The sequence below is a fragment of the Streptococcus sp. F0441 genome (assembly GCF_000314775.2).
Classification (GTDB): Bacteria; Bacillota; Bacilli; order Lactobacillales; family Streptococcaceae; genus Streptococcus.
In genome coordinates this window covers 1,847,493-1,861,042 of the sequence record NZ_KB373321.1, presented here as the reverse complement: position 1 = coordinate 1,861,042, position 13,550 = coordinate 1,847,493, and the positions used below count along the sequence as shown (strand labels likewise).

General features: G+C 43.2%; 15 protein-coding genes. 14 read left to right on the top strand and 1 reads right to left on the bottom strand.

The window, feature by feature from the left end; translation table 11 throughout:
• Nucleotides 1–10 precede the first annotated feature (10 nt).
• The gene (rpmH, locus tag HMPREF9188_RS09195; RefSeq protein WP_000831902.1) at nt 11–145 is read left to right on the top strand and encodes a 50S ribosomal protein L34; all 135 of its coding nucleotides are present in this window, start codon (nt 11–13) and stop codon (nt 143–145) included.
• A 205-nt stretch (nt 146–350) separates the two neighbouring features.
• Here rpmH and HMPREF9188_RS09190 read toward each other — a convergent pair whose 3' ends face one another.
• Nucleotides 351–2,195: an APC family permease gene (locus tag HMPREF9188_RS09190; protein ID WP_009730701.1), complete on the bottom strand. Its 1,845-nt coding sequence runs from the start codon at nt 2,193–2,195 to the stop codon at nt 351–353.
• Nucleotides 2,196–2,346: 151 nt separating this feature from the next.
• On the opposite strand from HMPREF9188_RS09190, the gene HMPREF9188_RS09185 reads away from it, so the two are divergent.
• From HMPREF9188_RS09185 to HMPREF9188_RS09125, 13 genes are all read left to right on the top strand, one after another.
• Nucleotides 2,347–3,120 carry a TatD family hydrolase gene (locus HMPREF9188_RS09185; protein WP_009730700.1) on the top strand — a complete coding sequence of 258 codons (774 nt, stop codon included), beginning with the start codon at nt 2,347–2,349 and terminating at the stop codon, nt 3,118–3,120.
• A complete protein-coding gene (gene rnmV / locus HMPREF9188_RS09180; protein ID WP_009730699.1) occupies nt 3,120–3,683 on the top strand; it encodes a ribonuclease M5 in 564 nt (187 codons plus the stop codon). The genes HMPREF9188_RS09185 and rnmV overlap by 1 nt, the downstream gene beginning before the upstream one ends.
• A gap of 11 nt (nt 3,684–3,694) precedes the next feature.
• The gene (locus HMPREF9188_RS09175) at nt 3,695–4,549 is read left to right on the top strand and encodes an SDR family NAD(P)-dependent oxidoreductase (RefSeq protein ID WP_009730698.1); all 855 of its coding nucleotides are present in this window, start codon (nt 3,695–3,697) and stop codon (nt 4,547–4,549) included.
• A gap of 193 nt (nt 4,550–4,742) precedes the next feature.
• Nucleotides 4,743–5,078, top strand: coding sequence for a hypothetical protein (locus tag HMPREF9188_RS09170; protein WP_009730697.1), 336 nt, complete (start codon nt 4,743–4,745; stop codon nt 5,076–5,078).
• Nucleotides 5,079–5,221: 143 nt separating this feature from the next.
• Nucleotides 5,222–5,935 carry a hypothetical protein gene (locus tag HMPREF9188_RS09165; protein ID WP_009730696.1) on the top strand — a complete coding sequence of 238 codons (714 nt, stop codon included), beginning with the start codon at nt 5,222–5,224 and terminating at the stop codon, nt 5,933–5,935.
• Nucleotides 5,936–5,954: 19 nt separating this feature from the next.
• Nucleotides 5,955–6,827: a 16S rRNA (adenine(1518)-N(6)/adenine(1519)-N(6))-dimethyltransferase RsmA gene (rsmA, locus tag HMPREF9188_RS09160; protein WP_009730695.1), complete on the top strand. Its 873-nt coding sequence runs from the start codon at nt 5,955–5,957 to the stop codon at nt 6,825–6,827.
• 1 nt (nt 6,828) lies between these two features.
• Nucleotides 6,829–7,707, top strand: coding sequence for a ribosome small subunit-dependent GTPase A (gene rsgA / locus HMPREF9188_RS09155; RefSeq protein ID WP_009730694.1), 879 nt, complete (start codon nt 6,829–6,831; stop codon nt 7,705–7,707).
• Between the two features lie 10 nt (nt 7,708–7,717).
• Nucleotides 7,718–8,374, top strand: coding sequence for a ribulose-phosphate 3-epimerase (rpe, locus tag HMPREF9188_RS09150; protein ID WP_009730693.1), 657 nt, complete (start codon nt 7,718–7,720; stop codon nt 8,372–8,374).
• Nucleotides 8,337–8,999, top strand: a complete 663-nt coding sequence (locus HMPREF9188_RS09145; RefSeq protein ID WP_009730692.1) for a thiamine diphosphokinase — start codon at nt 8,337–8,339, stop codon at nt 8,997–8,999. The genes rpe and HMPREF9188_RS09145 overlap by 38 nt, the downstream gene beginning before the upstream one ends.
• A gap of 1 nt (nt 9,000) precedes the next feature.
• Nucleotides 9,001–10,257, top strand: a complete 1,257-nt coding sequence (gene rmuC / locus HMPREF9188_RS09140) for a DNA recombination protein RmuC (protein ID WP_009730691.1) — start codon at nt 9,001–9,003, stop codon at nt 10,255–10,257.
• A complete protein-coding gene (locus HMPREF9188_RS09135; protein WP_009730690.1) occupies nt 10,247–11,188 on the top strand; it encodes a 3'-5' exoribonuclease YhaM family protein in 942 nt (313 codons plus the stop codon). The genes rmuC and HMPREF9188_RS09135 overlap by 11 nt, the downstream gene beginning before the upstream one ends.
• Before the next feature lie 104 nt (nt 11,189–11,292).
• Complete coding sequence (purR, locus tag HMPREF9188_RS09130) at nt 11,293–12,120, top strand: pur operon repressor (RefSeq protein WP_002874197.1); 828 nt, start codon at nt 11,293–11,295, stop codon at nt 12,118–12,120.
• A gap of 66 nt (nt 12,121–12,186) precedes the next feature.
• Nucleotides 12,187–13,443, top strand: coding sequence for a diaminopimelate decarboxylase (locus HMPREF9188_RS09125; protein WP_009730689.1), 1,257 nt, complete (start codon nt 12,187–12,189; stop codon nt 13,441–13,443).
• Nucleotides 13,444–13,550 lie beyond the last annotated feature (107 nt).

The window sequence follows — 13,550 nt, the reverse complement described above, 5'->3', positions numbered from 1 at the left end:
GGTATTCATCGTGAAACGTACTTATCAACCAAGTAAAATTCGTCGTGCGCGCAAACACGGATTCCGTAACCGTATGTCAACTAAAAACGGTCGTCGCGTATTGGCAGCTCGTCGTCGTAAAGGACGCAAAGTTTTGGCTGCATAATCCAAACAAATTCAGCAAAGAAGCCAGTAGGAACTCGAGTCTACTGGCTTTTGTTTTGCTCAACAAGTATAGATAGTGAAAGATTCATACATTTCAGTATGAGTTTTGTATCATGGAATAAGTCTCTAATCTATAAGAAAATTTGAGAAGTTCAGATAAAAAAGCTCAAAATCAAAAACAAATGATTTTGATTTTGAGCTTTTGTTTATTCTTTTAAGTGATAAGAGTAGCTAGCGACAACGACGTCTTCATGCCATCTGAGAGCGTATTTTAGTTTGAGGCTCATTTGATTGTGCAGGATATTTTGCCAAGGCTTGTTAGGGATGAACTGTGGTACAAGGACTGTAACGGTGTAGTTTTTTTGCTTAGCTTCTTGGGCGATTCGTTTGACATACTTAACGCTAGGGGTGATGATGTCGCGGTAGCTGGTGTTGATATTCTTCAGAGTGATATTTGGGTAGTAATCGGCAAATTCCTGAAGAATTTCTTGGTCTTTTTCGGCAGTTTCTTTAGTAGAAATGTGCATAGCCAACACTTCGTCACCGATACTTTGAGCGTAGTTAATGGCTCCGACACTTACTCGAGTAACATTTCCTACTAGGACAAGGACAAGGTTACCGTCATAAGTGCGCTTCTCAATTCCTTCGTAGAGTCGCAGTTGTTTTGCCACTTTTAGGTAATGGCTGTGAATGGACAAAAAGAGGAAGGTTAAAACTAGGATAATTGGGAAGAATGGCCAGATATCACCCAGTCTGAAGAGGAGTAAAATGAGGACAATAGCATAACAAATGATGGCCCCAAGGATATTAGCGAAGGCAGATTTTAAGAAGTTTGCTCCTTTTTCCTTTTTCCAATGGCGAATCATCCCAGTCTGAGAAAGGGCAAAGGGAACGAAGACTCCGATAGTATAAAGAGGAATCAAGCGTTCAGTATTCCCATTAAAAATGAGAAGAAGGATCATAGCTCCAAAAGCCAGAGTTAAGATACCGTTGGAGTAGCCAAGGCGATCCCCTTTTTCCATAAAGAGATGGGGCATGTACTTGTTTTTTGCCATATTGTAGGACAGCATAGGGAAGGCTGAAAAGCCAGTATTTGCAGCTACGGCTAGAATCAAGGCTGTCGAGAACTGGAAGAGATAGTAGCTAGCATGACCAAAGAATGAATCACCAAGAATTCCCTTGGCCATTTGTGAAAGTATTGTTTCACCGTGTTGAGGCATAATCCCCATCCAGTAGTTTAGGAAGGTGATGCCTGCAAAAAGAAAACCTAAAATCATTGACATGATGGTCAAGGTCTGAGCAGCATTCTTTTCTTTCGGAGTTTTGAAAAATGGGACTGCATTTGAAATAGCCTCGACCCCTGTCAGAGAGGCAGAGCCACTGGTAAAGGCTCTTAGTAGGAGAACGATGGAAAGGCTCGGAACAGTTTGTCCAATGGTTGAAGTCGCCTGGTAGTTTAGGGAACCTGTAAATAGTTGAAAGAACCCATAAAGCAAGAGAAAAACGGTACTGAAGATAAAGAGGTAGACGGGAATCATCAGAGAGCTGGCAGATTCTTTCAATCCTCTTAAATTCAAGAGCATGAGCAGGCAGACTAGGAAAATAGAGATATGAAGATTATAGGGATGGAGGGCAGGGATGGCCGCTGTAATAGCATCAGCTCCAGACGCAACGGATACGGCTACTGTCAGCATATAGTCAACAAGGAGGCTGCCTCCTGCAATCAAGCCCAGTTCAGGGGAGAGATTTTCCCGAGTGACCATATAAGCTCCTCCACCTTGAGGATAGGCGTGGATGATTTGACGATAGGAAATGGTCAAACTAGCGAGGAGTAAGAGGACAAAAATACCGATAGGGAGGCTCCACCAAATAGCTAGGGGAGAGAGACTAACTAAAACGAGAATGACTTGTTCAGGCCCATAGGCAATAGAAGACAGGGCGTCACTGGATAACATTGCAAGTGCCTGCATTTTTCCCAACAACCCTCCTTCGCCGTCTGTGAGAGACTTGAGTGGTCGACCGATAAAGGTATATTTTAATTTTCTAAACATTTTCTTTTCCTTTGCTGAAAATTTCAATAAGTGTTATTATACTGCTTTGAGAAAAGGCAGTCAAGGGAGAATGATTGATATTAGAATATTTTTACAAGCCGAGGGATGCTATTTTTGGTATAATAGATGGAAGAAAATGAGGTTAGAAGAGATGATTTTTGATACGCACACACATTTAAATGTAGAGGAATTTGCAGGTCGTGAGGAGGAAGAGCTTGCCTTGGCGGCTGATATGGGTGTGACACAGATGAATATTGTTGGTTTTGACAAACCAACCATTGAACGAGCCCTAGAGTTGGCAGATGAGTATGAGCAACTCTACGCAACTGTTGGCTGGCATCCGACTGAAGCAGGGACATACACAGACGAGGTCGAAGCTTACTTGCTTGAAAAACTAAAACATCCCAAGGTTGTTGCTTTAGGTGAGATTGGTCTGGACTACCATTGGATGACAGCATCTAAGGAAGTGCAGGAGCAGATTTTTCGTCGTCAGATTCAGTTGTCTAAGGATTTGAACTTGCCTTTTGTGGTCCACACTCGTGATGCGCTAGAAGATACTTATGAGATTATCAATAGTGAGGGCGTTGGTCCTCGTGGTGGGATTATGCATTCCTTCTCAGGTTCTTTGGAGTGGGCTGAGAAGTTTGTCGAGCTTGGCATGACTATTTCTTTCTCAGGAGTGGTGACCTTTAAGAAAGCGACGGATATCCAAGAGGCTGCTAGGGAACTTCCTTTGGATAAAATTTTGGTAGAGACGGATGCCCCCTACCTGGCTCCTGTTCCTAAACGTGGCCGTGAAAACAAAACAGCCTACACACGTTATGTGGTGGACTTTATCGCCGACCTGCGTGGGATGACGACCGAGGAATTAGCAGCAGCAACGACTGCAAATGCAGAGCGTATCTTTGAATTGGATAGCAAGTAATGAAAGAAAAAATTTCCCAAGTCATCGTAGTCGAAGGACGGGATGATACAGCTAATCTCAAACGTTACTTTGACGTAGAGACCTATGAGACACGAGGATCGGCAATCAATGATCAGGACATAGAGCGGATCCAACGCCTGCATGAACTGCATGGAGTCATTGTCTTTACAGATCCTGACTTTAACGGGGAACGAATCCGTCGTATGATTATGACGGCCCTTCCGACAGTGCAGCATGCCTTTCTCAAACGTGATGAAGCGGTTCCCAAGTCCAAGACTAAGGGGCGTTCACTGGGAATTGAACACGCCAGCTATGAAGATCTAAAAACAGCGCTGGCTCAGGTAACAGAACAATTTGAAAATGAGAACGAGTTTGATATCAGTCGTAGTGACTTGATTCGTCTTGGTTTCCTAGCGGGAGCAGACAGCCGTAGACGCCGAGAGTATCTGGGCGAACAGCTCCGCGTCGGCTATTCCAACGGCAAGCAACTCCTCAAGCGCTTAGAGTTATTTGGGGTGACCTTGGCAGAAGTGGAGGAAGCCATGCGTAAATATTCAAACTAACGGAGTCAGAAATGAAAAAAGTGATTATTACGGGTGGCAATAGTGGTATTGGCTATCAGGCTGCTAAACAGTTGGCTGAAAAGGGCTGGTCAGTGACCCTGTTTTGCCGGCGAAAAGAAGCTGCTGAGCAAGCCTGTGAGGAAATTCGTCAACAAACAGGAAATCGACATGTAGATTATATCTTGGCTGATTTATCTGAGATGAAGAGTGTCAGGAAAGCAGTGGAGCAGTATATCCAAAAAGAAGAGACTTTAGATGTTTTAATTAACAATGCGGCTGATTTTGATTTATCAATCAAAAGTCCTGTGGTAACCAAAGATGGATTGGAAAAGCAATTTGCGACCAATGTTGTCGCCCCTTTCTTGCTTTCTATCCTGTTGAAAGGTTTGTTGGAAAAATCAGAAAGTGGTCGGATTATTAATATTTCTTCTCAAGGGCTGATACTCTATCCTTTCATGAAACTTGATTTTGAAAATTTAGCTGGTCAAAAACGTTACAGTCCTGCCAATACCTATTATCAGAATAAACTAGCCTTGTTGATGTTGTCGCTTTATATGCGGAAACATTGGAAAGGTATCAAGGTTCAGGCAATTCGTGTGACCAATGTCAAAGTTGATATGAGCCGCTACAATCACCTCAACACTTTTATGAAAAATCTGTATAAAATTAAGTCGAAATTTTCGATTAGTCCTGAAGAAATGGCGAAAGTCTATACAGCTTTATCTACAGAAGATGGCCAAGACGGTTTTCTGTATGACGAGAAATGCAGGGAAGTAAAAGCAAATGCACCTGCTTACGAAGAAGAGGAGCAAGAAAAACTCTATTCTCTGCTTGAGCACCTGACTTTTTCAAGAGACAATTCATAAAGGATTAGAAAAATAAATTTTATGCTTACATCAATAGTGGAAAGAAATTTAGATATCGAAATCTGTTTGCAGAGTCCTGAAAAGTGATAACAATAACCAGATAACCCGATAATACAAAGGGAATGTGTTACAATAGAGGTGCTTAGATTTATTTTGATAGTGTTCAAATAGAAACTTATAAGGAAAGAGCGAAATGAAAATCCGAGTTGATAGAGATTCTGTGTGTATGGGGGACGATGTACTGCCTCATGAGGTGGAATTTGAAGTTCCTGATGACATGACGGTGAAAGATTTTTTTGAATTTCTAGAAAAGGGACGTTATTTGCCGTCTGTCCAAGGAAACAATGTGGCCTGGGAACTCCGTAATCGGAATGGTGAACAAGGTGTTTATTTCACCAAAACACGAGAGATTATCCATCCAGATGCAATCTTAAAAGAGATGTTGGAAGGAATTACTGAGACTCCCTTATTTGTTTTGCTCTATCATAGCACCCCGGAAGCATACTATATTAGAAAAGAGAATAGATGAGAGTTGTGGATTATAGCGTGACTAAGGCCAAGCTATATATGCATTGATTTTTTGGCAACAAGAGCCCATATAAACAATTGGAACTGTTTGGAGTGACTTTGACGGAAGTTAAAACCTTCATAAAAATTGTGAAAGGAAATGAAATGGCAAATAGAAGCTATATTTATTTAAAAAACGGAGATGAAGCTCGTATCTTAACAGCAGGCATCTACACGATACCCTATTTTTGGCAATTGTTTTGGAATGAAGAAGATTTAAGAACTCCCATTTCTCTCTGGGAAACAGCAGAACAACTCGAAGAAGATGAAGAACAAGCAGAAAAGTTTTACCAAGAGCAGAATGTAGATATCTTACTTCCTATTGCAAAATTCCAGCAGAATGCTCTCCAAAACCGCTCTTTTTTAGAAGAGAATGCCCCGCAAGCCTTGCAACTCTATGATGACTTTGTTCGTTATATTCTTGCAAATGTCAAAGACGGTGATGTGCTTGGATTTGATCTTTTGGATGTAGTTTTTATGGACCAAGTGTCTGTAGTCGCTGATAAACTGTTAAAAAATATCCGAGCTATTCAGGAAAATCAACCAAAAGATTTGGATTTTTCTCTAAAGGATAAGAACTTAATTGGCCTTGCTATGGGTTTTCCTGATTATTATGCTTCAGAATTATTACCAGAAGACAATATTCTAGATTCGGTTGCCTATCAGGATGAATTGAAGAAAATGAACCTCCAAGAAGATAAAAAAGCACTTGATATGACTGGAGCTGATTCAAAAGGGAACAAACATCGTGTTCTTGCTATATTTTGGATTTTGCTGGCACTAGGAATTATGTGGCTTCTATATATTATTTTTAGCTAATAATTAGAAAAGAGAATAGATGAGAATTGCAGATTATAGCGTGACCAAGGCAGTGCTGGAGCGTCACGGTTTTACCTTTAAAAAGTCCTTTGGACAAAATTTCCTGACGGATACCAATATCCTTCAAAAGATTGTGGATACGGCAGAGATTGATGATCAGGTCAATGTCATCGAAATTGGTCCAGGAATTGGTGCCTTGACTGAGTTTCTGGCTGAGCGCGCAGCTGAGGTCATGGCTTTTGAGATTGACCACCGTTTGGTACCGATTTTGGCAGATACCTTGCGTGATTTTGATAATGTGACCGTGGTCAATGAGGATATTCTTAAGGTTGACTTGGCCCAGCATATCCAGAATTTCAAAAATCCTGATTTGCCAATCAAGGTAGTAGCCAACTTACCTTACTACATTACGACGCCTATCCTCATGCACCTGATTGAAAGTGGCATTCCTTTTAGCGAGTTTGTGGTCATGATGCAGAAAGAAGTGGCAGATCGTATTTCAGCTCAGCCAAACACTAAAGCTTATGGTAGTTTGTCGATTGCTGTGCAGTATTATATGACAGCCAAAGTTGCCTTTATCGTGCCTCGTACGGTCTTTGTACCGGCACCAAATGTGGATTCGGCTATTTTGAAAATGGTACGCCGCCCAGAACCTGCGGTAGCAGTAGAAGATGAGCAGCTCTTCTTTAAGGTTTCCAAGGCTAGTTTCACTCATCGTCGCAAGACCTTGTGGAATAACTTGACAGGTTATTTTGGCAAGACTGAGGAAGTCAAGGAAAAGTTGACCAAGGCTTTGGACCAAGCAGGTTTGTCACCAAGTGTACGTGGAGAAGCTCTCAGCTTGTCAGAATTTGCCAGCTTAGCAGATGCGCTTAAAGGGCAAGGATTCTAAGATGCAGGGACAAATCATTAAAGCCTTGGCGGGCTTCTACTATGTGGAGAGTGAGGGTCAAGTTTACCAGACGCGTGCGCGCGGAAATTTCCGAAAAAAAGGTCATACACCCTACGTCGGGGACTGGGTAGACTTTTCTGCGGAGGAAAATTCAGAAGGTTACATTCTCAAGATTCACGAACGGAAAAATAGCCTGGTCCGTCCGCCTATTGTCAATATTGACCAAGCTGTGGTTATCATGTCGGTTAAGGAGCCGGATTTTAATAGCAATTTATTGGATCGCTTCTTGGTTCTTTTGGAGCACAAAGGCATCCATCCCGTCGTCTATATTTCTAAAATGGATTTGTTGGGCGATAGGGGAGAACTGGATTTTTTCCAACAAACCTATCGTGCCATCGGTTACGACTTTGTGACTAGTAAGGAAGAACTCTTGCCACTTTTGACAGCCAAGGTGACAGTCTTTATGGGGCAGACAGGTGTTGGTAAGTCAACCCTTCTCAATAAAATCGCACCGGATCTCAATCTTGAAACAGGAGAAATCTCAGATAGTCTAGGTCGTGGTCGCCACACTACTCGAGCTGTTAGTTTTTACAACCTCAATGGTGGTAAAATCGCGGACACGCCAGGATTTTCATCACTGGATTATGAAGTATCAACGGCAGAAGACCTTAATCAGGCCTTTCCAGAGGTTGCTAGTGTCAGTCGAGACTGTAAATTTCGTACCTGTACCCATACCCATGAGCCGTCCTGCGCAGTCAAGCCAGCAGTAGAGGAAGGTATCATTGCCAGCTTCCGTTTTGACAACTACCTGCGATTCCTCAGTGAAATTGAAAATCGCAGAGAAACCTACAAAAAAGTCAGCAAAAAAATTCCAAAATAAGGAGAAACCTATGTCTCAATACAAGATTGCTCCGTCAATTCTGGCAGCAGATTATGCCAACTTTGAACGTGAAATCAAACGCCTAGAAGCAACCGGGGCAGAGTATGCCCATATCGATATCATGGATGGTCACTTTGTACCACAAATCAGCTTTGGTGCGGGTGTGGTCGAAGCTCTTCGACCACATAGCAAGATGGTTTTTGACTGCCACTTGATGGTAGCTAATCCTGAGCACCATTTAGAAGACTTTGCGCGTGCAGGTGCAGATATCATCAGCATTCACGTAGAGGCAACACCTCATATCCATGGCGCCCTCCAAAAGATTCGTTCTCTAGGTGTCAAGCCATCTGTTGTCATTAATCCTGGTACGCCTGTTGAAGCTATTAAGCATGTCCTTCATCTAATTGACCAAGTCTTGGTTATGACGGTTAACCCTGGCTTTGGTGGACAAGCTTTTCTGCCTGAAACCATGGATAAGATTCGTGAGTTGGTTGCCCTTCGTCAGGAAAAAGGTTTGAACTTTGAAATTGAAGTGGATGGTGGGATTGATAATCAGACCATTGCTCAGGCTAAAGAAGCTGGTGCGACCGTTTTTGTAGCAGGTTCCTATGTCTTTAAGGGAGATGTCAATGAGCGAGTACAAACTCTTAGAAAACAACTGGGCTAGGGTTGCCGTTTTTGCAGGCGGAGAACGCGGTCACTACCGGACGGATTTTGATTGCTTTGTCGGTGTGGATCGAGGCTCGCTCTGGGTCTTGGAAGAAGATCTGCCTCTGACTCTAGCAGTTGGGGATTTTGATTCGGTGACTGCGGACGAACGTCAGTTGATTCAAAAACGTGCCCAGCATTTTGTCCAAGCCCATCCAGAAAAGGATGATACAGATCTGGAATTGGCTCTCTTAGCCATCTTTGAGCAAAGTCCTCAGGCTCGGGTGACTATTTTCGGTGCTCTTGGCGGTCGCATTGATCATATGCTGGCTAATGTTTTTCTACCTAGCAATCCTAAGTTGGCACCCTATATGCGCCAGATAGAAATTGAGGACGGACAAAACTTGATTAGCTATTGTCCAGAAGGGACCAGTCAGCTAGAACCCCGTTCGGATTATGATTATCTAGCCTTTATGCCAGTTCGGGATAGCCAGTTGACTATTATCGGAGCCAAGTACGAATTGACAGAGGAAAATTTTTTCTTTAAAAAAGTGTACGCTTCTAACGAATATATAGATAGGGAAGTTTTGATAACTTGCCCAGATGGCTATGTCGTCGTGCTGCATAGCAAGGACAGGAGGTAGGATGGAGACTGTATTATTACTATTATTAATTGCCAACCTAGCTGGACTCTTTCTGATTTGGCAAAGGCAGGATAAGCAAGACAAGTACCTAGCCAAGAGTTTGGAGGATCAAGCAGACAATCTTTCAGATCAACTGGATTATCGCTTTGAACAAGCCAGACAAGCCAGTCAACTAGATCAAAAAGACTTAGAAGTGGCTGTCAGCGACCGCTTGCAGGAGGTGCGAATGGAGTTGCACCAAGGCTTGACTCAAGTTAGACAGGAGATGAACGAGAATCTCCTTCAAACCAGAGACAAGACCGACCAACGTCTCCAAGCCCTGCAGGAGTCCAATGAGCAACGTTTAGAACAAATGCGCCAGACGGTCGAGGAAAAGCTAGAAAAGACCTTGCAGACACGCTTGCAGGCTTCCTTCGAGACAGTTTCCAAGCAATTGGAGTCGGTCAATCGAGGCCTTGGAGAAATGCAGACAGTTGCCCGCGATGTCGGGGCCCTCAACAAGGTTCTCTCTGGAACCAAGACGCGAGGAATTCTGGGCGAATTACAACTGGGGCAAATCATCGAAGACATCATGACACCAGCCCAGTACGAACGAGAATTTGCAACGGTTGAAAACTCCAGTGAACGTGTGGAATACGCCATCAAGTTACCTGGTCAAGGTGACCAGGTAACTGTCTATTTGCCGATTGACTCCAAGTTTCCACTGGCGGATTATTACCGCTTAGAAGAAGCTTATGAAGCAGGCGATAAGGACGAAATCGAACGCTGTCGCAAGTCACTCTTGGCAAGCGTTAAGCGTTTTGCCAAGGATATCAAGAGCAAGTATATAGCGCCGCCTCGGACGACCAATTTTGGGATTTTGTTTGTTCCGACAGAAGGTCTTTATTCAGAAATCGTTCGAAATCCGGCCTTCTTTGATGATTTGAGACGGGAGGAGCAGATTATTGTCGCAGGTCCAAGTACCCTATCAGCCCTGCTTAACTCTCTATCAGTTGGCTTCAAGACTCTCAATATCCAAAAGAGTGCCGACCATATCAGCAAGACCCTAGCTAGTGTCAAGACCGAGTTTGGTAAGTTCGGAGGCATTCTGGTCAAGGCACAAAAGCATCTTCAACATGCCTCTGGCAATATTGATGAATTATTAAACCGTCGCACCACAGCTATTGAGCGGACGCTCCGTCACATTGAGTTATCAGAAGGTGAGCCTGCGCTTGATCTACTCCATTTCCAAGAAGATGAGGAAGAATATGAAGATTAGTCACATGAAAAAAGATGAGCTGTTTGAAGGTTTTTACCTGATTAAATCAGCTGACCTGAGACAGACGCGTGCTGGGAAAAACTACCTAGCCTTTACCTTCCAAGACGATAGCGGCGAGATTGAAGGGAAGCTCTGGGATGCCCAACCTCATAACGTTGAGTCCTTTACCGCAGGTAAGGTTGTTCACATGAAAGGGCGCCGAGAAGTTTACAATAACACTCCACAGGTAAATCAAATCACTCTTCGCTTACCTCAACCTGGCGAACCCAATGATCCAGCTGATTTCAAGGTCAAATCTCCAGTTGATGTCAAGGAAATTCGTGATTACATGTCGCAAATGATTTTCAAGATAGAAAATCCTGTCTGGCAGCGTATCGTTCGCAGTCTCTACACCAAGTATGATAAGGAATTCTACTCTTATCCAGCTGCCAAGACCAACCATCATGCCTTTGAAACGGGTTTGGCTTTTCATACGGCAACCATGGTGCGCTTGGCAGATGCCATTAGCGATATCTATCCTCAGCTCAACAAGAGCCTGCTTTATGCTGGGATTATGTTGCACGACTTGGCCAAGGTTTTAGAACTCAGCGGTCCCGATCAGACGGAGTACACAGTGCGAGGCAATCTCATCGGTCATATCGCCCTAATCGATAGCGAAATCACCAAGACAGTTATGGAACTCGGTATCGATGATACCAGAGAAGAAGTGGTGCTACTGCGCCATGTGATTCTCAGTCATCATGGCTTGCTGGAGTATGGAAGTCCGGTCCGACCACGCATTATGGAGGCAGAGATTATTCATATGATTGATAATCTGGATGCCAGCATGATGATGATGTCAACGGCTCTAGCTTTGGTGGACAAAGGAGAGATGACCAATAAAATCTTCGCTATGGACAATCGTTCCTTCTATAAACCAGATTTAGATTAATAATTTAAGAAAAACGAGCATTTTTTACGCAATAATGTTCGTTTTTTTATGTGAATGTGGTATAATGGATAAAATATCAAAATTAAATGGAATGGTAAATAAAAATGAAATTAAGAAGAAGTGATCGGATGGTTGTCATTTCCAACTATTTGATTAATAATCCATACAAACTAACAAGTCTCAACACCTTTGCAGAAAAGTACGAATCTGCTAAATCATCGATTTCGGAGGATATCGTGATTATCAAGCGTGCCTTTGAGGAAATTGAAATCGGCCATATTCAGACTGTGACTGGAGCAGGTGGTGGCGTTATCTTTACACCATCAATTTCGAGTCATGAAGCCAAAGAAATGATCGCAGACTTGCGTGACAAACTTTCAGAAAGCGATCGTATCTTGCCAGGCGGCTATATCTACCTGTCTGATCTGCTTAGTACGCCTGCCATTTTGAAAAATATTGGTCGTATCATTGCCAAGAGCTTTATGGACCAAAAAATCGATGCGGTTATGACAGTAGCAACAAAAGGTGTGCCACTTGCAAATGCAGTTGCCAATGTCCTCAATGTTCCATTTGTCATTGTGCGCCGTGACTTGAAAATTACCGAAGGTTCAACGGTCAGCGTCAACTATGTTTCAGGTTCAAGCGGTGACCGCATAGAGAAAATGTTCCTTTCAAAACGTAGCCTCAAGGCAGGCAGTCGTGTCTTGATCGTGGATGACTTCTTGAAAGGTGGGGGAACTGTCAATGGGATGATCAGTCTCTTGCGTGAGTTTGATTCGGAACTAGCTGGTGTCGCAGTTTTTGCAGACAATGCCCAAGAAGAACGTGAAAAGCAGTTTGATTACAAGTCACTCTTGAAAGTAACCAATATTGATGTTAAGAACCAATCCATCGATGTTGAGATTGGAAATATCTTTGACGAAGACAAATAAGAAATAGAACTAAAGGTTGGAACGATTGTCCCAGCCTTTCTTTGCAAACAGAATAGAAGGATGCTTATGAAAACACCATTTATCAGCCGAGAAGATTTAGAAACGATTGTTGCAGAGTTTCCGACTCCCTTTCACTTGTATGACGAGAAGGGAATCCGCGAGAAAGCGCGAGCAGTCAACAAAGCTTTTTCCTGGAACAAGGGATTTAAGGAATATTTTGCAGTCAAGGCCACCCCAACCCCAGCCATCTTGAAAATCCTCAAAGAGGAAGGCTGTGGTGTGGACTGTTCTAGTTATGTGGAGCTTTTGATGAGTCATAAACTGGATTTTCCCGGTTCTGAGATCATGTTCTCTTCTAACAATACCCCGGACCAAGAGTACGCCTATGCGCGTAAATTAGGTGCGACCATTAATTTGGATGCCTTTGAAGATATTGAACATCTAGAGAGAGCTGCAGGTATCCCAGAAATCATTTCTTGTCGTTACAATCCAGGTGGAGTCTTTGAATTAGGAACAGACATCATGGACAATCCTGGAGAGGCCAAGTTTGGGATGACCAAGGATCAGCTTTTTGAAGCCTTTGCGATTTTGAAGGAAAAAGGAGCCAAGACATTTGGGATTCATTCCTTCCTAGCATCCAATACCGTCACCCATCTCTACTACCCAGAGTTGGCGCGTCAGCTCTTTGAATTGGCTGTTGAAATCAAAGAAAAGTTAGGCATTTCACTAGACTTCATCAATCTTTCTGGTGGAATCGGAGTCAACTATCGTCCTGAGCAGGAGCCAAATGATATCGCCTTGATTGGTGAAGGGGTGCGTAAGGTGTATGAAGAAGTCCTTACGCCGGCAGGTCTTGGTCAGGTCAAGATTTTCACTGAATTGGGCCGTTTTATGCTGGCACCTCACGGAGTTCTTGTCACCAAAGTCACTCATAAAAAGAAAACCTACCGTACCTATCTGGGCGTGGATGCCTCAGCAGTTAACCTCATGCGCCCAGCCATGTATGGAGCCTACCACCATATCACCAATCTGACCCATCCAGATGGAGCTAATGAGGTGGTAGACGTGGTCGGTTCACTCTGCGAAAACAATGATAAATTTGCCATTAATCGCGAACTACCTCATACAGAAATCGGTGATTTGCTGGTTATTCATGATACAGGTGCACATGGATTCTCCATGGGTTACCAGTACAATGCCAAGCTGCGTTCTGCAGAAATCCTCTATACCGAAGAAGGCAAAGCCCGTCAAATCCGCCGTGCAGAGCGTCCTGAGGATTATTTCGCAACCTTGTATGGTTTTGATTTTGAATCAGATCACTAAGAGGGAATGAAAATGAAAGTGAAAAACAGATTGCTTTCTAAAAAATAGACAAAAAACCTTGTTTTTCATCTCACTCGTGATATAATAAAACTATAAAACGGTTTCAA

What these genes read in the sequence shown, in the direction of transcription:
- HMPREF9188_RS09190 (WP_009730701.1), bottom strand. Translation starts at nt 2,195, where the DNA reads ATGTTTAGAAAATTAAAATATACCTTTATCGGTCGACCACTCAAGTCT.
- HMPREF9188_RS09185 (WP_009730700.1), top strand. Translation starts at nt 2,347, where the DNA reads ATGATTTTTGATACGCACACACATTTAAATGTAGAGGAATTTGCAGGT.
- rnmV (WP_009730699.1), top strand. Translation starts at nt 3,120, where the DNA reads ATGAAAGAAAAAATTTCCCAAGTCATCGTAGTCGAAGGACGGGATGAT.
- HMPREF9188_RS09175 (WP_009730698.1), top strand. Translation starts at nt 3,695, where the DNA reads ATGAAAAAAGTGATTATTACGGGTGGCAATAGTGGTATTGGCTATCAG.
- HMPREF9188_RS09170 (WP_009730697.1), top strand. Translation starts at nt 4,743, where the DNA reads ATGAAAATCCGAGTTGATAGAGATTCTGTGTGTATGGGGGACGATGTA.
- HMPREF9188_RS09165 (WP_009730696.1), top strand. Translation starts at nt 5,222, where the DNA reads ATGGCAAATAGAAGCTATATTTATTTAAAAAACGGAGATGAAGCTCGT.
- rsmA (WP_009730695.1), top strand. Translation starts at nt 5,955, where the DNA reads ATGAGAATTGCAGATTATAGCGTGACCAAGGCAGTGCTGGAGCGTCAC.
- rsgA (WP_009730694.1), top strand. Translation starts at nt 6,829, where the DNA reads ATGCAGGGACAAATCATTAAAGCCTTGGCGGGCTTCTACTATGTGGAG.
- rpe (WP_009730693.1), top strand. Translation starts at nt 7,718, where the DNA reads ATGTCTCAATACAAGATTGCTCCGTCAATTCTGGCAGCAGATTATGCC.
- HMPREF9188_RS09145 (WP_009730692.1), top strand. Translation starts at nt 8,337, where the DNA reads ATGAGCGAGTACAAACTCTTAGAAAACAACTGGGCTAGGGTTGCCGTT.
- rmuC (WP_009730691.1), top strand. Translation starts at nt 9,001, where the DNA reads ATGGAGACTGTATTATTACTATTATTAATTGCCAACCTAGCTGGACTC.
- HMPREF9188_RS09135 (WP_009730690.1), top strand. Translation starts at nt 10,247, where the DNA reads ATGAAGATTAGTCACATGAAAAAAGATGAGCTGTTTGAAGGTTTTTAC.
- purR (WP_002874197.1), top strand. Translation starts at nt 11,293, where the DNA reads ATGAAATTAAGAAGAAGTGATCGGATGGTTGTCATTTCCAACTATTTG.
- HMPREF9188_RS09125 (WP_009730689.1), top strand. Translation starts at nt 12,187, where the DNA reads ATGAAAACACCATTTATCAGCCGAGAAGATTTAGAAACGATTGTTGCA.